General features: G+C 56.3%; 20 protein-coding genes. 14 read left to right on the top strand and 6 right to left on the bottom strand.

Annotated features, from left to right (window positions below; translation table 11 throughout):
• Positions 1-20 precede the first annotated feature (20 nt).
• The 3 genes from obgE to JT51_RS00845 are packed head-to-tail and all read left to right on the top strand — an operon-like array spanning position 21 to position 3,457.
• Positions 21-1,055 (top strand): GTPase ObgE, encoded by a 1,035-nt coding sequence (gene obgE, locus JT51_RS00855; RefSeq protein ID WP_037306857.1) that lies wholly within the window; start codon positions 21-23, stop codon positions 1,053-1,055.
• Positions 1,043-2,149, top strand: coding sequence for a glutamate 5-kinase (gene proB, locus JT51_RS00850; RefSeq protein ID WP_037306854.1), 1,107 nt, complete (start codon positions 1,043-1,045; stop codon positions 2,147-2,149). The genes obgE and proB overlap by 13 nt, the downstream gene beginning before the upstream one ends.
• A 45-nt stretch (positions 2,150-2,194) precedes the next feature.
• A complete protein-coding gene (locus JT51_RS00845) occupies positions 2,195-3,457 on the top strand; it encodes a glutamate-5-semialdehyde dehydrogenase (RefSeq protein ID WP_037306852.1) in 1,263 nt (420 codons plus the stop codon).
• On the opposite strand, the gene JT51_RS00840 is transcribed toward JT51_RS00845, so the two are convergent.
• The gene (locus tag JT51_RS00840) at positions 3,454-4,050 is read right to left on the bottom strand and encodes a histidine phosphotransferase family protein (protein WP_037309191.1); all 597 of its coding nucleotides are present in this window, start codon (positions 4,048-4,050) and stop codon (positions 3,454-3,456) included. The two genes, JT51_RS00845 and JT51_RS00840, sit on opposite strands and share 4 nt — an antisense overlap.
• Before the next feature lie 42 nt (positions 4,051-4,092).
• Between JT51_RS00840 and JT51_RS00835 the strand changes: the two genes are divergently transcribed.
• The 5 genes from JT51_RS00835 to tsf all read left to right on the top strand — a co-directional run bounded on the left by JT51_RS00835 (position 4,093) and on the right by tsf (position 7,886).
• Positions 4,093-4,275: a DUF3553 domain-containing protein gene (locus tag JT51_RS00835; protein ID WP_037306850.1), complete on the top strand. Its 183-nt coding sequence runs from the start codon at positions 4,093-4,095 to the stop codon at positions 4,273-4,275.
• Positions 4,276-4,373: 98 nt separating this feature from the next.
• Positions 4,374-5,129 carry a GNAT family N-acetyltransferase gene (locus JT51_RS00830; protein ID WP_037306848.1) on the top strand — a complete coding sequence of 252 codons (756 nt, stop codon included), beginning with the start codon at positions 4,374-4,376 and terminating at the stop codon, positions 5,127-5,129.
• Positions 5,116-5,970, top strand: coding sequence for a lysophospholipid acyltransferase family protein (locus JT51_RS00825; RefSeq protein WP_037306846.1), 855 nt, complete (start codon positions 5,116-5,118; stop codon positions 5,968-5,970). The genes JT51_RS00830 and JT51_RS00825 overlap by 14 nt, the downstream gene beginning before the upstream one ends.
• 166 nt (positions 5,971-6,136) lie before the next feature.
• On the top strand, positions 6,137-6,934 hold the full coding sequence (rpsB, locus tag JT51_RS00820) for a 30S ribosomal protein S2 (protein ID WP_037306844.1): 798 nt from the start codon (positions 6,137-6,139) through the stop codon (positions 6,932-6,934).
• Between the two features lie 76 nt (positions 6,935-7,010).
• Positions 7,011-7,886 carry a translation elongation factor Ts gene (gene tsf, locus JT51_RS00815; RefSeq protein WP_037306841.1) on the top strand — a complete coding sequence of 292 codons (876 nt, stop codon included), beginning with the start codon at positions 7,011-7,013 and terminating at the stop codon, positions 7,884-7,886.
• A 357-nt stretch (positions 7,887-8,243) separates the two neighbouring features.
• On the opposite strand, the gene JT51_RS00810 is transcribed toward tsf, so the two are convergent.
• From JT51_RS00810 to JT51_RS00800, 3 genes are all read right to left on the bottom strand, one after another.
• On the bottom strand, positions 8,244-8,999 hold the full coding sequence (locus tag JT51_RS00810) for an autoinducer binding domain-containing protein (protein WP_037306839.1): 756 nt from the start codon (positions 8,997-8,999) through the stop codon (positions 8,244-8,246).
• On the bottom strand, positions 8,996-9,445 hold the full coding sequence (aroQ, locus tag JT51_RS00805) for a type II 3-dehydroquinate dehydratase (RefSeq protein ID WP_037306837.1): 450 nt from the start codon (positions 9,443-9,445) through the stop codon (positions 8,996-8,998). The genes JT51_RS00810 and aroQ overlap by 4 nt, the downstream gene beginning before the upstream one ends.
• 118 nt (positions 9,446-9,563) lie before the next feature.
• A complete protein-coding gene (locus JT51_RS00800) occupies positions 9,564-10,565 on the bottom strand; it encodes an NADPH:quinone oxidoreductase family protein (RefSeq protein ID WP_037306835.1) in 1,002 nt (333 codons plus the stop codon).
• Positions 10,566-10,721: 156 nt separating this feature from the next.
• Between JT51_RS00800 and JT51_RS00795 the strand changes: the two genes are divergently transcribed.
• Positions 10,722-11,540 (top strand): SDR family oxidoreductase, encoded by an 819-nt coding sequence (locus tag JT51_RS00795; protein ID WP_037309188.1) that lies wholly within the window; start codon positions 10,722-10,724, stop codon positions 11,538-11,540.
• Positions 11,541-11,562: 22 nt separating this feature from the next.
• Complete coding sequence (locus JT51_RS00790) at positions 11,563-12,591, top strand: phosphotransferase family protein (RefSeq protein ID WP_037306833.1); 1,029 nt, start codon at positions 11,563-11,565, stop codon at positions 12,589-12,591.
• 23 nt (positions 12,592-12,614) lie between these two features.
• Here the strand turns inward: JT51_RS00790 and JT51_RS00785 are convergent, their stop codons facing one another.
• A complete protein-coding gene (locus tag JT51_RS00785; RefSeq protein WP_037306831.1) occupies positions 12,615-13,220 on the bottom strand; it encodes a 2-hydroxychromene-2-carboxylate isomerase in 606 nt (201 codons plus the stop codon).
• Positions 13,221-13,402: 182 nt separating this feature from the next.
• Here JT51_RS00785 and JT51_RS00780 point away from each other — a divergent pair, with 182 nt between their 5' ends.
• Together JT51_RS00780 and JT51_RS00775 are read left to right on the top strand one after the other, a co-directional pair.
• Positions 13,403-14,632: a serine hydrolase domain-containing protein gene (locus JT51_RS00780; RefSeq protein ID WP_081894575.1), complete on the top strand. Its 1,230-nt coding sequence runs from the start codon at positions 13,403-13,405 to the stop codon at positions 14,630-14,632.
• A 50-nt stretch (positions 14,633-14,682) separates the two neighbouring features.
• Positions 14,683-15,546 carry an acyl-CoA thioesterase gene (locus tag JT51_RS00775; RefSeq protein WP_037306829.1) on the top strand — a complete coding sequence of 288 codons (864 nt, stop codon included), beginning with the start codon at positions 14,683-14,685 and terminating at the stop codon, positions 15,544-15,546.
• Position 15,547: 1 nt separating this feature from the next.
• Here JT51_RS00775 and JT51_RS00770 read toward each other — a convergent pair whose 3' ends face one another.
• The gene (locus tag JT51_RS00770) at positions 15,548-16,315 is read right to left on the bottom strand and encodes an SDR family oxidoreductase (RefSeq protein ID WP_037306828.1); all 768 of its coding nucleotides are present in this window, start codon (positions 16,313-16,315) and stop codon (positions 15,548-15,550) included.
• 195 nt (positions 16,316-16,510) lie between these two features.
• On the opposite strand from JT51_RS00770, the gene JT51_RS00765 reads away from it, so the two are divergent.
• Positions 16,511-17,872 (top strand): ISNCY family transposase, encoded by a 1,362-nt coding sequence (locus JT51_RS00765; RefSeq protein WP_037309183.1) that lies wholly within the window; start codon positions 16,511-16,513, stop codon positions 17,870-17,872.
• Between the two features lie 169 nt (positions 17,873-18,041).
• Entirely contained in the window at positions 18,042-18,998 is a 957-nt protein-coding gene (locus tag JT51_RS00760; RefSeq protein ID WP_037306826.1) for an IS30 family transposase, read from the top strand.
• Positions 18,999-19,001: the final 3 nt, after the last annotated feature.

The following is a 19,001-nucleotide window of genomic DNA, read 5'->3' as shown; positions in this document are numbered from 1 at the left end:
CTTTGCATTAGGGGACAGTCATGAAATTTCTCGATCTTGCAAAGGTCTACATCCGGTCCGGGGCCGGCGGTGGCGGGTGCGTCAGCTTTCGGCGCGAAAAATACATTGAATACGGCGGTCCCGATGGCGGTGACGGCGGTAAAGGCGGTTCTGTCTGGGCCGAAGTGGTCGACGGGCTGAATACGCTTATTGATTTCCGTTACCAGCAGCATTTCTTTGCCAAAAACGGTCAGCCCGGTCGCGGTCAGCAACGCACCGGTAAGGATGGCGATGACATCATCCTGCGTGTTCCGGTCGGCACCCAGATTCTGGATGAAGACGAAGAAACCGTCATCTGTGACCTGACTGAAGTCGGAGAGCGGGTCTTGCTGGCCAAAGGCGGCAATGGCGGCTTTGGCAACCTGCATTTCAAATCGGCCACCAACCAGGCACCGCGCCGAGCCAATCCAGGGCAGGGATGCATTGATCGCACCATTTGGTTGCGGTTGAAGTTGATCGCCGATGTGGGCCTTTTGGGTATGCCCAATGCCGGAAAATCGACCTTTCTGGCCGCCACGTCCAATGCACGCCCAAAAATCGCCGATTATCCTTTCACGACACTACACCCCAATCTGGGTGTTGTTGGTGTCGACAATGTGGAATTCGTGGTAGCCGATATTCCCGGCCTGATCGAAGGCGCCCACGAAGGGCGCGGCATCGGCGACCGTTTCCTGGGCCATGTCGAACGCTGTGCCGTCTTGTTACATTTGGTTGACGGGACGTCCGAGACCGTGGCCGAAGACTATCGGACTATCATTCACGAGCTTGAAGCCTATGGCGGTGAGCTGGCCGAAAAGCCCCGCATCACGGTGCTGAACAAGATCGATGCGCTTGATGACGAGGAACGCGATCTGGCCAAGTCCGAGTTGGAAGAAGCCGTCGGCGGCCCTGTCATGACCATGTCCGGTGTTGCCCATCTTGGGGTGACCGACGTTCTGCGTGCCTTGCGTGCGCAAATTGACGAAAACCGCCTACGCCAAAAGCCCGTTGAGGAGACGAAGACTTGGCAACCCTGACTTCGGCCAAACGACTGGTTGTCAAAATTGGGTCTGCCTTGCTGGTGGATCGTGACACCGGTCTGTTGCGTTCCGATTGGCTGGTTTCGCTGGCACAGGATGTGGCCTGGCTCAAGGCGCAGGGCACGGGTGTGATCCTGGTTTCCTCTGGTTCCATCGCGTTGGGGCGCGGTGTGTTGGGCCTGCCGATGGCGGATTTGCCGCTCGAACAATCACAGGCTGCTGCCGCAGTCGGTCAGATCCGGCTGGCCCGTGCCTACGAGGAGGCGTTGACCCCGCATAAAATCACCACCGCGCAGGTTCTGGTAACCCTTGAGGACAGTGAAGACCGCCGCCGCTATCTGAATTCGCGCGCGACGTTGGAAACGCTGCTTAGCTTGGGCGTTGTGCCGATCGTCAATGAAAATGATACGGTGGCCACGGATGAGATCCGGTACGGGGATAACGACCGTCTGGCCGCACAGATCGCCGTCACCGTGGGCGCGGATCAGCTGATCTTGCTGTCGGATGTGGATGGGTTCTATACTGGCAACCCGAACGAAGATGCCTCGGCAACACGGTACGACGTGATCAAGGACATCACCCCCGAGATCGAAGAGATGGCAGGCGATGCCGGATCGGGTCTGTCCAAGGGCGGAATGAAAACCAAACTGCTGGCGGCCAAGATGGCAACGGCAGCGGGGTGCGATATGGCGATCACCGAAGGTTCGCCTCTGAACCCCTTGAAAGCGCTTGAAAATGGCGCGAACTGCACCTGGTTCTCTGCCACGCTTGACCCACATGCGGCGCGCAAACGCTGGATTTCGGCGATGAAGCCGCGCGGCGAAATTGTTGTGGACGCGGGCGCGGCACGGGCGCTTGGCAATGGCAAAAGCCTGCTGCCCGCCGGGATTGTCGAGGTCACCGGAGATTTCGGTCGCGGCGATCCGGTGGCCATTCTGGACCCGACCGCCCGGCGTTTGGCGCAGGGCCTCAGCCGCTATACCGCGCAAGAGGCTGATGCGATCAAAGGCCGCAAATCGTCAGAGATCGAGGCGACGCTCGGTTACCCGGGGCGAGCCGTATTGATCCACCGGGACGATTTGGCGCTGTAAATGCGTGATGTTAAAACTGAACTGACAGACTGAAAGGCACATGAGATGAAGGATTTCGACAGCATTCCCACCCTGATGGCCGATCTTGGAAAACGCGCCAAGGCGGCCTCGGCCGATCTGGCCTTTGCCAGTGCCGAGCGTAAGCACGCCGCGCTGATCGCAGCCGCTGACGCTGTCTGGGCGAACCGTGCGACCATCATCGAAGCCAACCAGAAAGATCTGGAGTTTGGCCGCGACAAGGGCCTGAGCCCCGCGATGATGGACCGTCTGATGTTGGATGAAGCGCGCATTCAGGGCATGGTTGACGGTCTGCGCACAGTCGCCGATCAGACCGATCCGGTGGGCGAAGTGCTGACGGAATGGGACATGCCCTCGGGCCTGAATATCCAACGGGTGCGCACGCCTTTGGGTGTGATCGGGGTGATCTACGAAAGTCGCCCAAATGTGACATCGGACGCTGGCGCGCTATGCCTGATGGCCGGCAATGCGGTGATCCTGCGTGGCGGGTCCGAAAGCTTTCATTCTTCGGGGGCTATTCATGCCTGTCTGGTCGAAGGGCTGAAGGCCGCGAACCTGTCTGAAGATGCTATTCAACTGGTGCCCACACGCGATCGCGCGGCGGTTCAGGAACTGCTGACGATGACCGATTATGTCGACGTCATCGTGCCCCGTGGCGGCAAAGGATTGGTCGGTCTTGTACAACGCGAGGCCCGCGTGCCGGTGTTCGCGCATCTGGAGGGCATCGTCCATATCTATGTCGACAAATCCGCCGATCCGCAGAAGACGCTCGAAGTGGTGTTGAACGCCAAAACCCGCCGCACCGGAATCTGCGGTGCCGCCGAATGCCTGCTGGTCCATCAGGACGTGGCCGAAACGCTGGGGCGGGACATCATCGCAGCGTTGCAAGCCACAGGCGTCGAGGTTCACGCCGAGGGTTCTCTGGCCATCGACGGGACCGTAGCGGCCACCGAAGAGGATTGGGGCAAGGAATTTCTCGACAGCATCATTGCTGCCAAACCGGTTGCAGATATCGACGCGGCCATCGCGCATATCCGTCAGTATGGGTCAAATCATACCGACTGCATCATGACCGAGGATGCAGATGCCACCGACCGGTTCTTTGAACGGCTGGACAGTGCGATCCTGATGCACAATGCCTCGACCCAATTCGCCGATGGTGGTGAATTCGGCATGGGGGCTGAGATCGGTATCGCCACGGGCAAGATGCATGCGCGCGGCCCGGTGGGGGCGGCGCAGCTGACCAGCTTCAAGTATCTTGTGCGCGGAAACGGGACGACCCGGTCTTAAAATCGGATCACAACGCGGGTTGAGGTGGTTTCCGCCGCAATCCGCCGCCCCATCGACGCCGCCGTTTCCGGCAGCAGGGCGAATTGCACCTGCGCGGGCTTTACGCTGTTGGCAAAACGCCCCGATGGCAGGTTTTTCCAAAGATCGTTGTCCAGGTTCAACTTGTCGGCCATCCCGCTGACCGTCCAGCTGTCGCCGGTGTTTTCGATGGTGACATCGCCGCCGAACGGCATTGCGCTTTCGCAGCACATCATGGCCAGAAAGGCCAATTTGACCTGATTGCGCGGCACCGCCTCGGTCAGGTGCCAGTTCAGGCGCACGCGGCCTGCACGTTCGACGTCATTCAGCAGTTCAGTCACCTCAGCCCGCCCCAGCGGCTGATCACCGGCCGAGCCGAAGGCCACACGGAAAAACCGGATCCGCGCCCCGGCGCTGCCGACACTGCCAGAAATCAGTTCCATCTCGGGGCCCTGGACCGCGCCAACCATCTCCAACAGCTCCAGCCCATTGGTGATTGCCCCGATCGGGCTGATCAGATCGTGACAGATCCGCGAGCCGATCAATTCGGCCAGGTTGACGTTGGTGTCGCTCATGCGTACCTCCTGCTGCATCTGCCGTCGGACCGGAGCCCTTGCATGACAGACCTTAATGCCATTCTTGCACCGGGCATGTATGTCCGCCACCCCGATTTCCCCGAATGGGGCGTTGGACAGGTTCAGTCCAACATCGGGGGCAAAGTCACCGTTAACTTTCGCGAGCAGGGGAAAGTGGTGATTGACGGAACACACATCGCCCTGATGCCGGTCTTTGATCCGTGAAACTGGTTTAGGAATGGTTAACGCATCCGCAAATCCGCCTATGTTGCCATCCCCCCGAAAACTGCGGTATCAGCGCGCAAACAAGAACGGAACCATCAATGCCGGACGCAGGCCCTTCCTTTACTGTCAAACTTGCCGAGACCGAGGCCGAGCTGCGCGCGGCTCAGCGGTTGCGCTATGACGTATTTGTGCGCGAATTGGGCGGCGGCGGTGAGATGGTCGACCATGACGCCGGGCTTGAACAGGACAAGTTCGATCAGCACTTTGATCACATGCTGGCGATTGATGACCTGAGTGGAGAAGTTGTGGGCGTTTACAGGCTGTTACCCGGTGAACGTGCGGCAGAATTAGGACAGTTTTATTCGGAAGACGAATATGATTTGACTGTGCTGAAACAGAGCAATCGCAAGCTGCTGGAACTTGGCCGATCCTGCCTGCATCCCGATTTTCGGGGCGGCATGGCCATGTATCACCTGTGGAACGGATTGGCGGCCTATGTCATCGAACGCCAAATCGAGGTGCTGTTCGGAGTGGCCAGTTTTCACGGTACAAATGTGCGGGACCTGGCACAGCCTTTGTCGATGCTGCATCACAACCACCTTGCCCCCCCGGATCTGCGTGTGCGCGCGCAACCGGATGTGTTTGAATCGATGGATCTGGTCGCGCCCGAAGCTCTGGAGCGTCGCGCCGCGATGGTGCAGGTGCCTGCGCTGATCAAAGCTTACCTGCGTCTGGGCGGCTTCGTAGGCGAGGGGGCGTTTATCGACCATACGTTCAATACTACGGACGTCTGCCTGATCCTCGACACGACACGCATGAACGACCGCCAACGGCGCATTTATGGCGGAGCCTGAACAGGTGAATACACCCTCATGGCACAGCGATAACGCACCGGACCCGATCAACCTGGGATTTCTCGGCTGGATACTGGTTGTCCTGCGCGGCCTGCCACTGGCCATTCTGGTATTCGGCGGTCTGATCGTTCTGCTGGCCGTTCGGCTGATCGAACAGCCACTTTATGGTGTGCGCCGGCCAATCACGCCGTTCATCACGCAGTTTGTTTGCCGAAATGCCTTTCGTATTCTGGGGATGAAATTCCGCACATCGGGCACATTGATGCAACAACACGGGGCAGTGGTGGCGAACCATACCTCGTGGCTGGATATTTTTGCGCTGAATTCCCGCAAGCGCATCTATTTCGTATCCAAGGCCGAAGTAGCAAGCTGGCCGGGCATCGGCTGGCTGGCCCGCGCGACCGGCACAATGTTCATCGAACGCAACCCCAAGAAGGCACGCGAGCAAACCCTGATGTTTCAGGAACGGTTGAAAACCGGGCATAAGCTGTTGTTCTTCCCCGAAGGGACATCAACCGACGGATTGCAGGTTTTACCTTTTAAAACAACACTGTTTGCGGCGTTCTTTGCTGATGAACTGCGGGATTTCATGTCTGTTCAGCCGGTCTCGGTGATCTATCACGCCCCTAAAGGGCAGCCGGACAGATTCTATGGCTGGTGGGGCGACATGGACTTTGGCACGCATCTTCTAAAGACATTGGGCGCGCGCAGGCAGGGTGTGGTCGAACTGATTTACCATACCCCGGCCAAAGTCAGTGATTTTGAAAACCGCAAAGCGCTGGCTGCACATTGCGAACAGGCCGTGCGCCACGCCCATGCGCTGGCGCGGCTTGAAAAATAAGGGGCAAAACCCCTTGCGCTGCTGCAAATCCTGCCGTATACGCGCGCCATTCAAACCCGCAGGCGGGGTTTGGGCTTTGTAGGGGAGACATCCTTATCTGGCCCGCCGGTTGGAGCATCCGCTTCTTTCACCCCCGCCGAGGCGTAAACCGGAAAAGGAAAATAGCATGGCTCTTCCCGAGTTCACCATGCGTCAGCTGCTGGAAGCTGGCGTTCACTTTGGTCACCAGACACAGCGTTGGAATCCCCGCATGGGCCCGTTCATCTACGGCTCGCGCAATGGCATCCACATCATGGACCTGACCCAGACCGTTCCGATGCTGGATCAAGCGCTGCAGGCTGTTCGTGACACTGTTGCTAAAGGTGGCCGGGTTCTGTTCGTTGGCACCAAGCGTCAGGCTGCACAGCCGATCGCAGACGCCGCTGAAAAGTCGGCTCAGTACTACATGAACCATCGTTGGCTGGGCGGCACACTGACCAACTGGAAAACCGTTTCCCAGTCGATCAACCGTCTGAACCAGATCGACGAAGCGATGGAAACCGGCGCCGAAGGCCTGACCAAGAAAGAGCGTCTGGGCATGGAGCGTGACCAGACCAAACTGCAGGCATCGCTGGGCGGTATCCGCGAGATGGGCGGCGTTCCTGACCTGCTGTTCGTCATCGACGTCAAAAAAGAAGCGCTGGCCATCGCCGAAGCCAACAAGCTGGGTATCCCGGTTGTGGCTATTGTCGACACCAACTGCTCGCCTGATGGTGTGGATTACATCATCCCCGGCAACGATGACGCAGCCCGCGCAATCGCGCTGTACTGTGATCTGGTTGCACGCGCCGCGCTGGACGGCATGACCGCACAGATGGGTGCAGCAGGCGTTGACCTGGGTGCCTTCGAAGAAGCGCCGGTTGAAGAAGTTGTTGCAGAAGAAGCACCCGCAGAAGCCGCGCCGGAAGTCAAAGCCGAAGCGTAAGCTGCCCGTCACGTAAATGACATGTGGGGCAGGGTATGACCTGCCCCAATTCCGTTTGAATTGAGGAGAGCCAAAGATGGCAATCACAGCAGCAATGGTGAAAGAACTGCGCGACACAACCGGCGCAGGCATGATGGACGCAAAAAAGGCGCTGACCGAAACCGGTGGCAACATGGATGAAGCCGTTGACTGGCTGCGTACCAAAGGTCTGGCCAAGGCGGCCAAGAAATCGGGCCGTACCGCAGCAGAAGGTCTGGTTGCAGTGCACGTCAACGGCGGCAATGGTGTTGCTGTCGAAGTGAACTCGGAAACCGACTTTGTCGGTAAGAACGCCGAATTCCAGGAAATGGTCGGCAAAATCGCATATGCAGCCGAAGGCGTCGATGATATCGAAGCTCTGCTTGCGGCTGATCTGGGTGGCAAGTCTGTTGCAGACACGCTGACCGACAAGATCGCAACCATCGGTGAAAACATGTCGGTGCGCCGCATGTCCAAACTGTCAGGCGACATCGTTGTGTCCTATGTCCACAACGCGGCCACCAACGGTATGGGCAAAATCGGTGTTCTGGTTGCTTTGTCGGGTGGTGACGAAACCATCGGCAAGCAGATTGCAATGCACATCGCAGCTGTGAACCCGGCAGCCCTGTCCGAAGCCGACATGGACCCGGCGGTTGTTGAAAAAGAAAAGCAGGTTCAGATGGACATCGCCCGCGAATCCGGCAAGCCGGAGCAGGTGATCGAAAAGATGATCGTTGGCCGTATGAAGAAATTCGTGGCTGAAGCGACCCTGCTGAATCAGGCGTTTGTTGTGAACCCCGACCTGACCGTCGAAGCAGCCGCTAAAGAAGCGGGCGCAACCATCACCGGCTTCGTCCGCTTGGAAGTTGGCGAAGGTATCGTGGTCGAAAAAGAAGACTTCGCAGCCGAAGTTGCCAAGGCCGCTCAGGGCTAAGTTCTACGGAAGAGGCCCCAAAGGGGCCTCTGATCCGAATGATTTCAAACCGGTTACGCCACGCGTAGCCGGTTTTTTCGTTGCCAAATATGCGCGGATAGAAGTTGAGGGGCCCCGCAAAATGGGGATGGTCGAGGCCCCCCAACGATTCCAACAAAGGTACGCGGATAAATAAACGCCCCAGTGCTAGATCGGTCAGAGAGCTTTGGTATTGCAAAGTTCTGACCACATGTTCCCTGGCTAAAGCCACCACTCACGGAACACTATCACTTTGCAACCTTGCACCCGGATTTGAAAAGTCATGATTTCCTTACCTAGGGTAAATTGACGCAGTTCGGCGTCAAAAATCCCACAAGGTCAGGCTTCCATTACGAACATCTGATTTTGCAAAGATGCCTTCAATACCGCTTGTGCGGTAGTTTCCACGGCCAGCGACTCTCGGGCTAACCTCAGGTGCTTTTCCACGGTCGCAGACGTAAGGCCCATCAACAAGGCGATGTCCTGCGTTGTCTTTCCGTCGCCGACCCATTGCAGCGCCTCGCGCTGTCGTTTGGTCAAGGCCCGGTTCGGCGCATTATAGGGCAGGGTAAGGATCTTCAGGTGGGCCACATTGTTCATCAGCAAGATGTCATCACCATGCTCGGACCAGATCGCGTCGATATCGTCCTGCGTGTGCGTGTCGCTGGCAGAAAGGGAAATTGCCCCCTTGGATCGCATCGACACCGAATTGAAACTGACCGTATAACCCGCGACTACGCCTTTTGCCCGGTTGAATTCGATGACCCGGCGTTCTTGCGGGGTCAAGGTGCCACCTGACATCAAGTCCTGCGCAATTTTCCAGCTGGCCGCGCCTTCGTTCTGAAGCGCCCATTTCAACATCGGAGCATGGAAATACAGCCCGTCGCGTAGAAAACCATCCAGATATGCTTTGCCGTGATTGGTCAGGATCACGAAATCCTCGGGATCACCCAACGATGTTTCTGTCCGATACTGGGTAAATCCGTATAAAAGCCGGTCAAAACCATATTCCGCCATCTGGCGGCAATGCGCATCCCAAAGCTCCTCCAACGTCTTTGCGTAGCTAAGGAAATGAAGATACGCGTCCAGCTTCATTCAGACACTCGGTCCTTCAAATGCGCGGTCAGCGCGTCCAGAGCCAGCACATACCCTTGGGCACCAAAACCGCAAATCTGCCCGACCGCAACGTGCGCTATGTAAGAAGTATGTCGGAACTCCTCACGTGCGTGGATGTTGGACAGATGAACCTCGACAACCGGAAGCTCGACCGAGGCGATCGCATCCATCAACGCGATCGAAGTATGAGTATAGGCCCCAGCGTTCAGAACTATTCCGTCCTGAACCCCTTTGGCCGCATGAATGGCGTCTATCAGCGCACCTTCGTGGTTGGATTGAAAGCAAGCCACTTCAAGCCCGATGGACTTGCCGTGATTCAGGCACAGATCCTCGACCATCTTCAGTGTGGTGCTGCCGTAAACCTCGGGTTGCCGTGTACCCAAAAGGTTCAGGTTTGGGCCGTTCAAAATCAAAGCTTTTTGCATTACTTCACAATTCCCATAACAAGTTCATAAACACGAATTGGTGAGGATGTCCACCAGCCAAAGTGCTTACGTCGTGACGGCACCGATCAGGCACGCTTGGTTTCACTGTGCGAATGGCTTAACCGTCGTCCATTGTCACCACGATTTTTCCAAGTGCTGAGCGGTCCGCAAGATGGGTCAGAGCCTGAGCTGCTTGGGCAAGCGAAAAGGTCTTGCTGATCTGAGGTTTGATCTTACCTTTGGCGTATAACCCGAACAATTCACTGATATTTTTTGCGTGCCCCGCAGGATCGCGAAACACCGATGCACCCCAAAAAACACCTACGATCTGACAGCCCTTGAGCAAAGGTAGGTTCAGCGGAATCTTGGGGATACCGGCGGGGAAACCAACGACCAGATACCGGCCGTTCCATGCCGTACTGCGCAGCGCGGGTTCAGCATAGGACCCGCCAACCGCATCGTACACGATATCCACGCCTTCACCGCCAGCCAAAGCCTTGATTTCCGCGGAAAATGCCTTTTGACCGGCCTTATCCATGTCCCGCGTGTAAACAATGGTGTCGTCAGCACCGATCTGGCGGCAAAAATCGGCCTTCTCGGGCGTGGAAACGGCGGCAATCACACGGGCGCCCTTGGTCTTGGCCAGTTCGATGGCTGCTGTTCCGACCCCTCCGGCGGCCCCAAGGATCAGCAAGGTTTCCCCCGATTGAATCGCCGCGCGATCCTTGAGCGCGTGGTAGGACGTTCCATATGTAAAGATGAAACACGCTGCGTCTTCGAACGGCATCGTATTGGGGAATTTGACGGCAGTTGCCGCCTTGATCGCCAGATGCGTGGCAAAGCCACCATGACCCGTCAGCGCCAGCACCCGGTCGCCGATTTCAAATCCACTGACACCTTCACCGATTGCCGTGACTTCACCCGCGATTTCGCCGCCCGGGGCAAACGGACGGGGTGGCTTGATTTGATACAAGTCCTGAATCATCAAAGTATCCGGAAAATTGACCCCGGCGGCCTTAACCGCAACCAAAATCTCGCCTTTTCCCGGAACAGGATCGGGCAGGGCGGTCAGTTCCAGTGTTTCCGGCCCGCCCGGGGCGACGCTGAGTAAAGCTTGCATATTGGCCCTGTTGTCCTTGTTATTCAATCAGGAGGAGCTTTGGCACAGCAGCAGGTGTTGTCAAGAAAACAGCGGGATGCAAATCTTGTGACTGACAGACATTTCGCTGGCATCCCAGATGTTCACGCGCCAATCCAAAACACCGAGGAGCAGACCATGACCCCTGAAACGCTATTCTCATTGCAGGGAAAGACCGCAGTTGTGACCGGAGGAGCCACCGGCATTGGCCGCATGGCCGCAGAGGCGCTGATCTGGGCAGGTGCGCGCGTACTGATCGCCTCGCGCAAGGGGGACGCGTGCGAGGCAGTCGCGGCTGAACTGAACGCTTTGGGCGCGCCCGGGCACGCCGAAGGGTTCGGCGGCGATGTCAGCACCAAAGAAGGGATTGAGGCTCTGGCGTCCGAGGTTCAAAGTCGCACCGACCGCCTTGATATCCTTATGAATAACGCCGGGGTGTCCTGGGGTGCCTCGATGGGAGAATTTCCGTATGACGCCTGGGACAGGGTCATGTCCGTCAATGTCGCGGGCCTGTTTGATCTGACCCAAAAGCTGCTGCCAATGCTCAAGAAATCAGGCACGCCCAACGATCCGGCCCGTGTGGTCAATGTCGGCTCGGTGATGGGCGAGGTGCCGATGGGTGACGGCGCCTACAGCTATTCCGCATCTAAAGCCGCCGTTTTGCATCTTACCAAAATCATGGCCAAGGAGTTTTCGCGGCACCACATCACGGTCAATGCTTTGGCACCTGGGCCGTTCGTGTCGCGCATGACCGCGTTTGCAACGGCAGATGCAGATAACCGTGATAAAGTTGGCAAATCGGTCCCGTTAAAGCGCGTTGGCCGGGACGAGGATATTGCCGGTTGCCTGCTGTTTCTGTGCGGTCGCGGCGGCAGCTATGTTACGGGGGCGGTAATTCCTGTTTCAGGCGGTCTGAATGTGGTCACGGCCGGAGATATCTTTGGCGAGACTCACTAGGTGCAGGGCGCGGAGCAACCTTATGAATGATAATACTAATCTGGATCTAAAGACCGTCGGTGCATACCTTGACGCGAACCTTCCGGGGTACCGGGGGCCTTTGGAGGCGCGCAAGTTCACGGTCGGTCAATCCAACCCAACGTATGAGCTGAAGACGCCCGAGAAATCTTATGTTCTGCGTCGAAAACCACCTGGCGTTCTGCTGAAATCCGCCCATGCGGTGGATCGTGAGTTCAGGGTCCAAACCGCGCTTGCCGGCAGCAATGTGCCTGTGCCGGAAATGTATCTGTTGTGTCAGGATGACAGCATCATCGGCTCGGACTTTTACGTCATGGAACGCCTCGACGGTCGCACATTTCTGGAACCGACCATGGAAGAGGAAACAAATGAGGTCCGCACAAACGTTCTGAGTGAGATGAACCGAGTGCTGGCCGAGTTGCATATGGTCGATATCGACGCCGTTGGCTTGTCGGATTACGGCCCGCCGGGCAATTACTTCGAACGTCAAATCTCTCGCTGGACAAAGCAGTATCGCGCATCAGAGACCACCCGGATACCTGAGATGGACGCGCTGATCACCAGTCTGGAAAACTCGGTTCCCGCAGATGATGGGCAGAGAACACTTGTGCATGGCGACTATCGCATCGACAACATGATGTTCGAAAAAGACGGAACCCGCTGTATCGGCGTGCTGGATTGGGAGTTGTCAACGATCGGGCATCCCTATGCCGATCTTGCTGCTGTCGTCATGCAATGGCAAATGCCGACCGGGAAAGAAGGCCGGGGACTGGCCGGGATTGACCGGGCAGAGCTTGGCCTGCCGTCAGATCAGGCGTTCATCAATCAGTATTGCCAGCGGCGAGACCTGCCCGGAATTGATAACTTCGGTTTTTACCTGGCCTTCAACTTCTTCAGAATGGCCGGTATCCTGCAGGGCGTTTATAAACGCGCGCTGGACGGCAACGCATCAGATCCCAAGCGGGCGCAGGTGTTTGGTGCCTATGTTCCGATGTTCGCGCAACATGGGTTGGCGGCAATTGAACAATCTTGAAAAGCAAGTGAGGGCCGACCCACCTAGATGGCCCGAGACAACTCCAGCTCCAGATTCCCAAGGCTGTTTTTCCCAAAGAACATCTCGGGGCCCGCAAACATACTGGGAACGCCAAAAACCCCTTTTTTAACAGCGGCTTTTGTCTGATCCTTGAGCTTTTGCTTGACGTCTACACTGGTCATTGCCTCGCGCATTTTGCGCGCGGGCAGATCATTTTCCAGTAAGATATCGGTCAGAACGCCAAGTTCATCAACTTTTTGGCCATGCACCCAGATCGCATCGAATACCGCGTCGACATATTTGGCCGCCCACGGTTTTCCCGAGGCAAAAACCGCCCCGCGCATGGCGAATTTGGTGTTTACGGGAAAATGGGGGCTCATATGAAAGCTTATCCCTCTGGCGCGGGCAAAGCGGTGCAGGTCGTGGGTAAGATAGGCGGTTTTCTGGCGATTTTCAGAGAACGCCTGAAATGGGTTTTGATTGTTGGTTACCTTGAAAACAATCGACAGCAAGACCGGAACATATTTGACGCGCAGGCCATGCTTCTCGGCTATTGCTGGCAGTGCCCTATGCGCCAGATATGCATTTGGACTGCAAAAATCATAAACAAAATCTATATGTTGCGCCATGTTTCTCCTCCGAAGAGTGTATCAAACAATGATCAGCGAATCTGTTACCACGACAGTGTAACAGGGCATTCGGGCAAAACTTACCGGTGCTGCTGATATTGGGGAATTCAAAGTCGATTTTTCTGTCATTTCGGCGCACAAGCGCCCAAAATCCGCACAGACAACCAAAGAGTTAATAGATTATGAGCAATCCTTTGAAAATCAACCCTAAGCAGTTTAATCACGTTACCGATTGGATGCATCGGTATGTCGATGAACGAAAATACCCGGGCAGTTCACTGCTTTTGATGCACAAAGGGTCCGAGGTCTTCTTTCACGCCTGCGGCAGCAGAAGCGTCGAGCGGAACCTGCCGTTTCAAAGGGACACAATCACGCGCATCTATTCGATGACCAAACCCGTGACGTCCGTTGCATTGATGATGCTGGTCGAGCGGGGCCTGGTTCATCTGGATGCGCCGCTGTCGGAATACATTCCGGAATTTCGCGAAATGCAGGCACTGATACCGGGCGCCACGCAATTGGATCAGACAGAACACGCCCCGATACCGACGCTTCATCAGTTGCTGACCCACACAAGCGGTCTGAGTTATCCTTTCAACCCCGGGGTTCTGCCTCAAGCGATGGATGAGCAGGGTCTTATTTTCAAGCCTGATCAGGGGCTTTTAGCTGACAGGGTAAGTGATCTGGCAAAGCTTCCACTGGCGTTTCAACCGGGAACCCGGTGGGAATATTCGGTCGGAATTGACGTCATCGGCCGTGTGATCGAGGTTGTGTCTGGTCGGACCCTGGATCAGTTCTTTGATCAGGAAATCTTTGAACCACTTGGAATGCATGAAACAAGTTTCTCGGTACCAGCGGGGGCAGGGGATCGGTTTGCATCGCTTTACACACCGCTGGCGTCTGGCGCGATGACATTGAATTCCGCCGACTTCGGTAGTGATACATTGCGCCTTGTAGATCAGTCTGGGCTTTCCCCGTTCGAGCATGCCACGACGTTTTCTGGCGGGGGCGGTCTGGTCGGCACAATAGATGATTACTCCAAGTTTGCCGAGATGCTGCGCACCCGGGGGCAGGGCCATGGGCAACGCCTGCTTGGGACCAGAACCGTAGAATTCATGCTGCGCAACCACTTACCGGGTGACATTGCATCAATGGGTCCAAAAAGTTTTGCAGAAAGACCGATGGAAGGAATTGGGTTTGGCATCGGGGGTGCGATTGTGACTAACCCCGGTCGAACATGTGCCCCGTGCGCTGAGGGCGAGTTCAGTTGGGGCGGAATGGCGTCCACGTTCTTTTGGGTCGATCCTGTCAACGACCTGACCGCAGTGTTCTTCACACAATTGTCGCCGTCCGACTCTTATCCATCCCGATCGGAACTATTGGCTTTGGTTCACGGGGCAATGATTGAATGACCCTCATTGCGCTGTTATCCAAGCCCTGAACCAGAACCGGAGAGCGGAACATGACCGAAGCAGAACGCATTCTTCTGGACCTTTTGAATATCGAAAGGCTTGAAATTGATTTGTTTCGGGGCACCGGATCAGGTGGTGAGACACCAACACGGATCTTTGGCGGGCAAGTCATCGCCCAGGCCCTTGCTGCCGCATATAGAACGGTTGATGATCGTCTGTGCCATTCACTTCACGCCTATTTCATTCGCCCAGGTGATCCATCAATTCCGGTTATCTATCAGGTAGATAGGGCAAGGGACGGGGGGTCCTTCACGACAAGGCGCGTTGTCGCGATTCAACATGGCAAGCAAATCCTGAACATGTCGGCCTCGTTCCACATTCAGGACGAAGGCTGGGATCACCACCACGCAATGCCGCAGATTAACCCGCCCGAGTCATACCCTTCGCGCGACGAGTTGCGGCAGAGGTATCTGGATCAGGTTCCGGAAGACCTGCATGGGGAATTGACGCGCGAGCGTCCCATCGAAGTTCGGGAAGCAAGCCACCTGAATCCATTCGATCCTGAAAAATCGGATGATCGTAACCAAATCTGGTTTCGCATGGGGGCCGCAGCAAATGCAGACCCCGCGACGCAACATATCCTTTTGGCATACGCGTCCGATATGTACCTGATGAGCTCTGGGATGCGCCCGCACGGGCTGAGCTGGTTTACCGGCGAAGTTAACGGTGCCAGCCTTGACCACACAATTTGGTTCCACGCACCAGTGCATTTTGAAAACTGGCATCTGTACACGATGGATTCGCCCTGGAGCGGGCGAGGGCGGAACTTTAACCGCGGATCAATATATACAGAAGACGGAACTTTGGTCGCCTCGGTTGCGCAAGAAGGGCTTATGCGCAAAGCCAAGGGTTGAATTATGTGTCTTCGATAAACCTTTGATTTAACTTCCGCATTCCACCCAGCCAACGGTCATAGTCGCCAGCTTTGTGGCGTATGTATTCCAGCACCTCAGGATGCGGAAGCACCAGAAAACGTTCGTCTCTGATGGTTTCAACGCACGCCTGCGCCACGTCTTCAGGCTCTAACATGCCGTCAATCGAGGCCACAGAATCCTCAAATCCGCGCGTCATTTCTGATCGAACGGCCTGAGGACACAGAACAGAAACACGCAAGCCTTTTTGCCCGTAAGTCAAAGACAGCCATTCCGCAAACCCGATGGCCGCGTGTTTTGTGACCCCATATGGCGCCGCGCCAGGTTGGTTCAACAAACCGGCCGCCGAGGCTGTTGTCATGATATAACCGCCACCACGTTCCAACATTCGCGGCACCAGATGGCGCGCTGTCCAGACATGCGACATCACGTTGATTTTCCAGATACGGTCCCAGTCGGCGTCCGGTACTTCGAAACCGCCAAAGGTCAGAATACCGGCATTGGCGCAAAACAGATCAATAGGCGCAATTGTGTCCTCGACAGTTTCAATCAAGGCTTTAACATTGTCTTCATGGGAAACGTCGCATTCCAACGCATGGCCGCCGATAGCCCGCGCTACCTGTTGCGCACCCGTCAGATCAATATCGGAACAGACAACCGTCGCGCCTTCGCTTGAGAACCGTTCCGCCAATCCTTCGCCGATACCCTGGGCAGCGCCGGTAACAACGACAGTTTTTCCGTTTAATTCCATCGGTCTTTCCAATCTAAGTATGTAAGCTCAGATCGTAAGGCAGTGAAGAAATTATAGAAGTGCTTTTTGAAGCTAAATTTAACCATAATACGGATTATGCGATTAAGGTTTGTACCCGCAAAGTTAAAGTGTCCCACATCTGCAAAGTAGAAGTGTCACACTCTGCCCCAATGAGAACAGGCAGAGAGTATGGGCATGGGATGGGTTTTGATGAGCGAGCGCGAGCTGAACCGGGTCGAGGTTTTGAGCCAGGTGAGCCAAGGCCGGATGACTGCCACGAATGCAGCCAATGTCTTGGGATTGAGTCGCAGGCAGGTTCATCGGCTTCTGAAGAAGTTTCAGACAGATGGACCGGCGGCGATCCGACACAAGGCGCGCGGCCGCGCTTCGAACAATCGGATCGATCCGGCGGTACGGGAGTTCGCGGTGACGTTGGTCCGGGAGAACTACAGCGACTTCGGGCCGACCTTTGCTGCTGAGAAGCTTGAGGAAGATCACGGGCTGAAGGTCTCTCGCGAGACACTGCGCAAATGGATGCAGGACGCTGGTATCTGGCTTTCCCGCAAACAACGACGCACATTCCACCAGCCGCGCTTGCGCCGGGAATGCTTCGGTGAGCTGATCCAGATTGACGGGTCAGATCATCACTGGTTCGAGGATCGCGGGCCTGCTTGCACCCTGTTGGTGTTCATCGATGATGCGACCAGCACGTTGATGCATCTGGAGTTTGTGAAGTCCGAGAGCACATTCAGCTACTTCGGCGCGCTGGAGGCTTATCTACATACGCATGGACGCCCAGTGGCGTTCTACTCAGACAAGCACACGATGTTTCGCGTCCCGAACCAGGCTGCCAAGTCCGGCCACGGAATGACCCAATTTGGTAGGGCTTTGAATGAGCTGAACATCGAGATCCTCTGCGCGAACAGTTCTCAGGCCAAAGGCCGCGTCGAACGTGCCAACCGGACGCTTCAGGATCGGCTGGTGAAAGAACTGCGCCTTGCGGGTGTATCGGACATGGAGGCGGCCAACGCGTTTCTTCCGGGATTCATCGAGCGCTACAACACCAAGTTCGCCAAGGTCCCGCGCCGCCCGGACGATCTGCATCGCGCGCTGAATGTGGAACCTGACCGACTGGCAGATGTCCTTTGCTTCCGTGACGAGCGCTATGTCGGCAACCAACTGGCGTTCTCCTACGACCGGCAGCGGATCATCCTCGCAGAGAACGAGATCACGCGCGGGCTGCCCGGCAAGTATGTCGACAGCTACGAATATCCCGACGGCCGGCTCGAGTTCCGCTGGAAGGGCGTCTCGCTCCCCTACTCCGTCTTCGACAAGGACCAGCGCGTCACGCACGCCGCGATCACCGAGAACAAGCATCTGAGCGCGGTGCTGGAACACATCAAGGCCGAGCAGGACAAAACCCCGCCGAAGAAACGCCGCGCGGGCAAACAGCGCACCCGCTACAAACCCAACGGCCGCCGCAACGACGGCTGGAACTCCCTCGCCGCCCGGCGCGCCAAGGAGGCCCGCAAAGCCAGCCAGAGCTGCGATGTCTGAGGTCTCCGCCCTGTCAGGCTTTGCTCACCTCAGCGCCCTGTAGTGACATTTCTACTTTGCAGGCCGGGTGACATTTCAACTTGGTTGCAACAAAGTATCGCTCACGGGCACATTCTAAACTGGAAAGCGACTTTTCCTCTATCCTACTGGAAAGTCAGGAGAACAGTTTATGGAACGAACCGAGTTAAATCTAGCCGAACGGCGCACAATCGAGGACCTGTTGCTTAGAAAGATCAAAGTGGCTGAGATCGCCCGACAGATACACCGTCATCGTGCGACCGTGTACCGTGAGATCAAACGCAACTTCTTCAAGGACGACGAGCTTCCTCAGCTGAATGGTTATTACGGAATGCTGGCGCAGAAGTCCGCAGCCGAACGACGTGCGCGGCGACGCAAACTCGTTCGAATTCCTGAACTGCGAGAGGCAGTGATTGATCGCCTCCAAGAAGGTTGGTCACCTGAGCAGATTGCCGRCCGCCTGAAACTTGAAGGGCATGCAGTCTCTGTCAGCCACGAAACGATTTATGCCTATGTCTACAGTGCGGATGGTCAATCCCAGGCTTTGGCCCGCTACCTTCCTGAACGGCGGAAGAAGAGAAAACCGCGCTATGCCCGAACCCCGCGCGGTATGATGTTCCCGCCGGCACGCTCGATCCACAACAGGCCTAGTTACATCAAATCCCGAGAGACATTTGGTGAATGGGAAGGCGAGCTGATGATCTTCCGGCGGGAGCACGGAAAGACAAACGTTGCATCTTTGGTCGAGCGCAAGACCCGTTTTGCAGTCTTGTTCCGCAACAATGATCGCAGCTCGAAACACTTCATGGCGAAACTCATGAATGTAATGGAACCCCTGCCCCAGATCGCGCGCCAGTCTATTACGTTTGATCGCGGAATTGAGTTCTCGGGTTGGCGAAAGCTGGAAGCAGGAATTGGAACGAGTGCCTGGTTCTGTGATCCGCAGGCCCCCTGGCAAAAAGGATCGGTTGAGAACTTGAACAAACGCGCAAGAAGGTACTTGCCGCGCGATACCCCGATCGCGGTACTCTCAAATCGCGATATGAAGGCGATTTGTGACCGCCTTAACGGAACGCCTAGAAAGTGCCTCGGATGGCGAACACCGTAAGCG

Origin of the sequence: Ruegeria halocynthiae (assembly GCF_000743705.1) — a bacterium.
GTDB classification, from domain to species: Bacteria; Pseudomonadota; Alphaproteobacteria; order Rhodobacterales; family Rhodobacteraceae; genus Ruegeria; species Ruegeria halocynthiae_B.
Note: the sequence above shows the minus strand (reverse complement) of the source record. Positions and strands in the feature narration are given on the sequence as shown.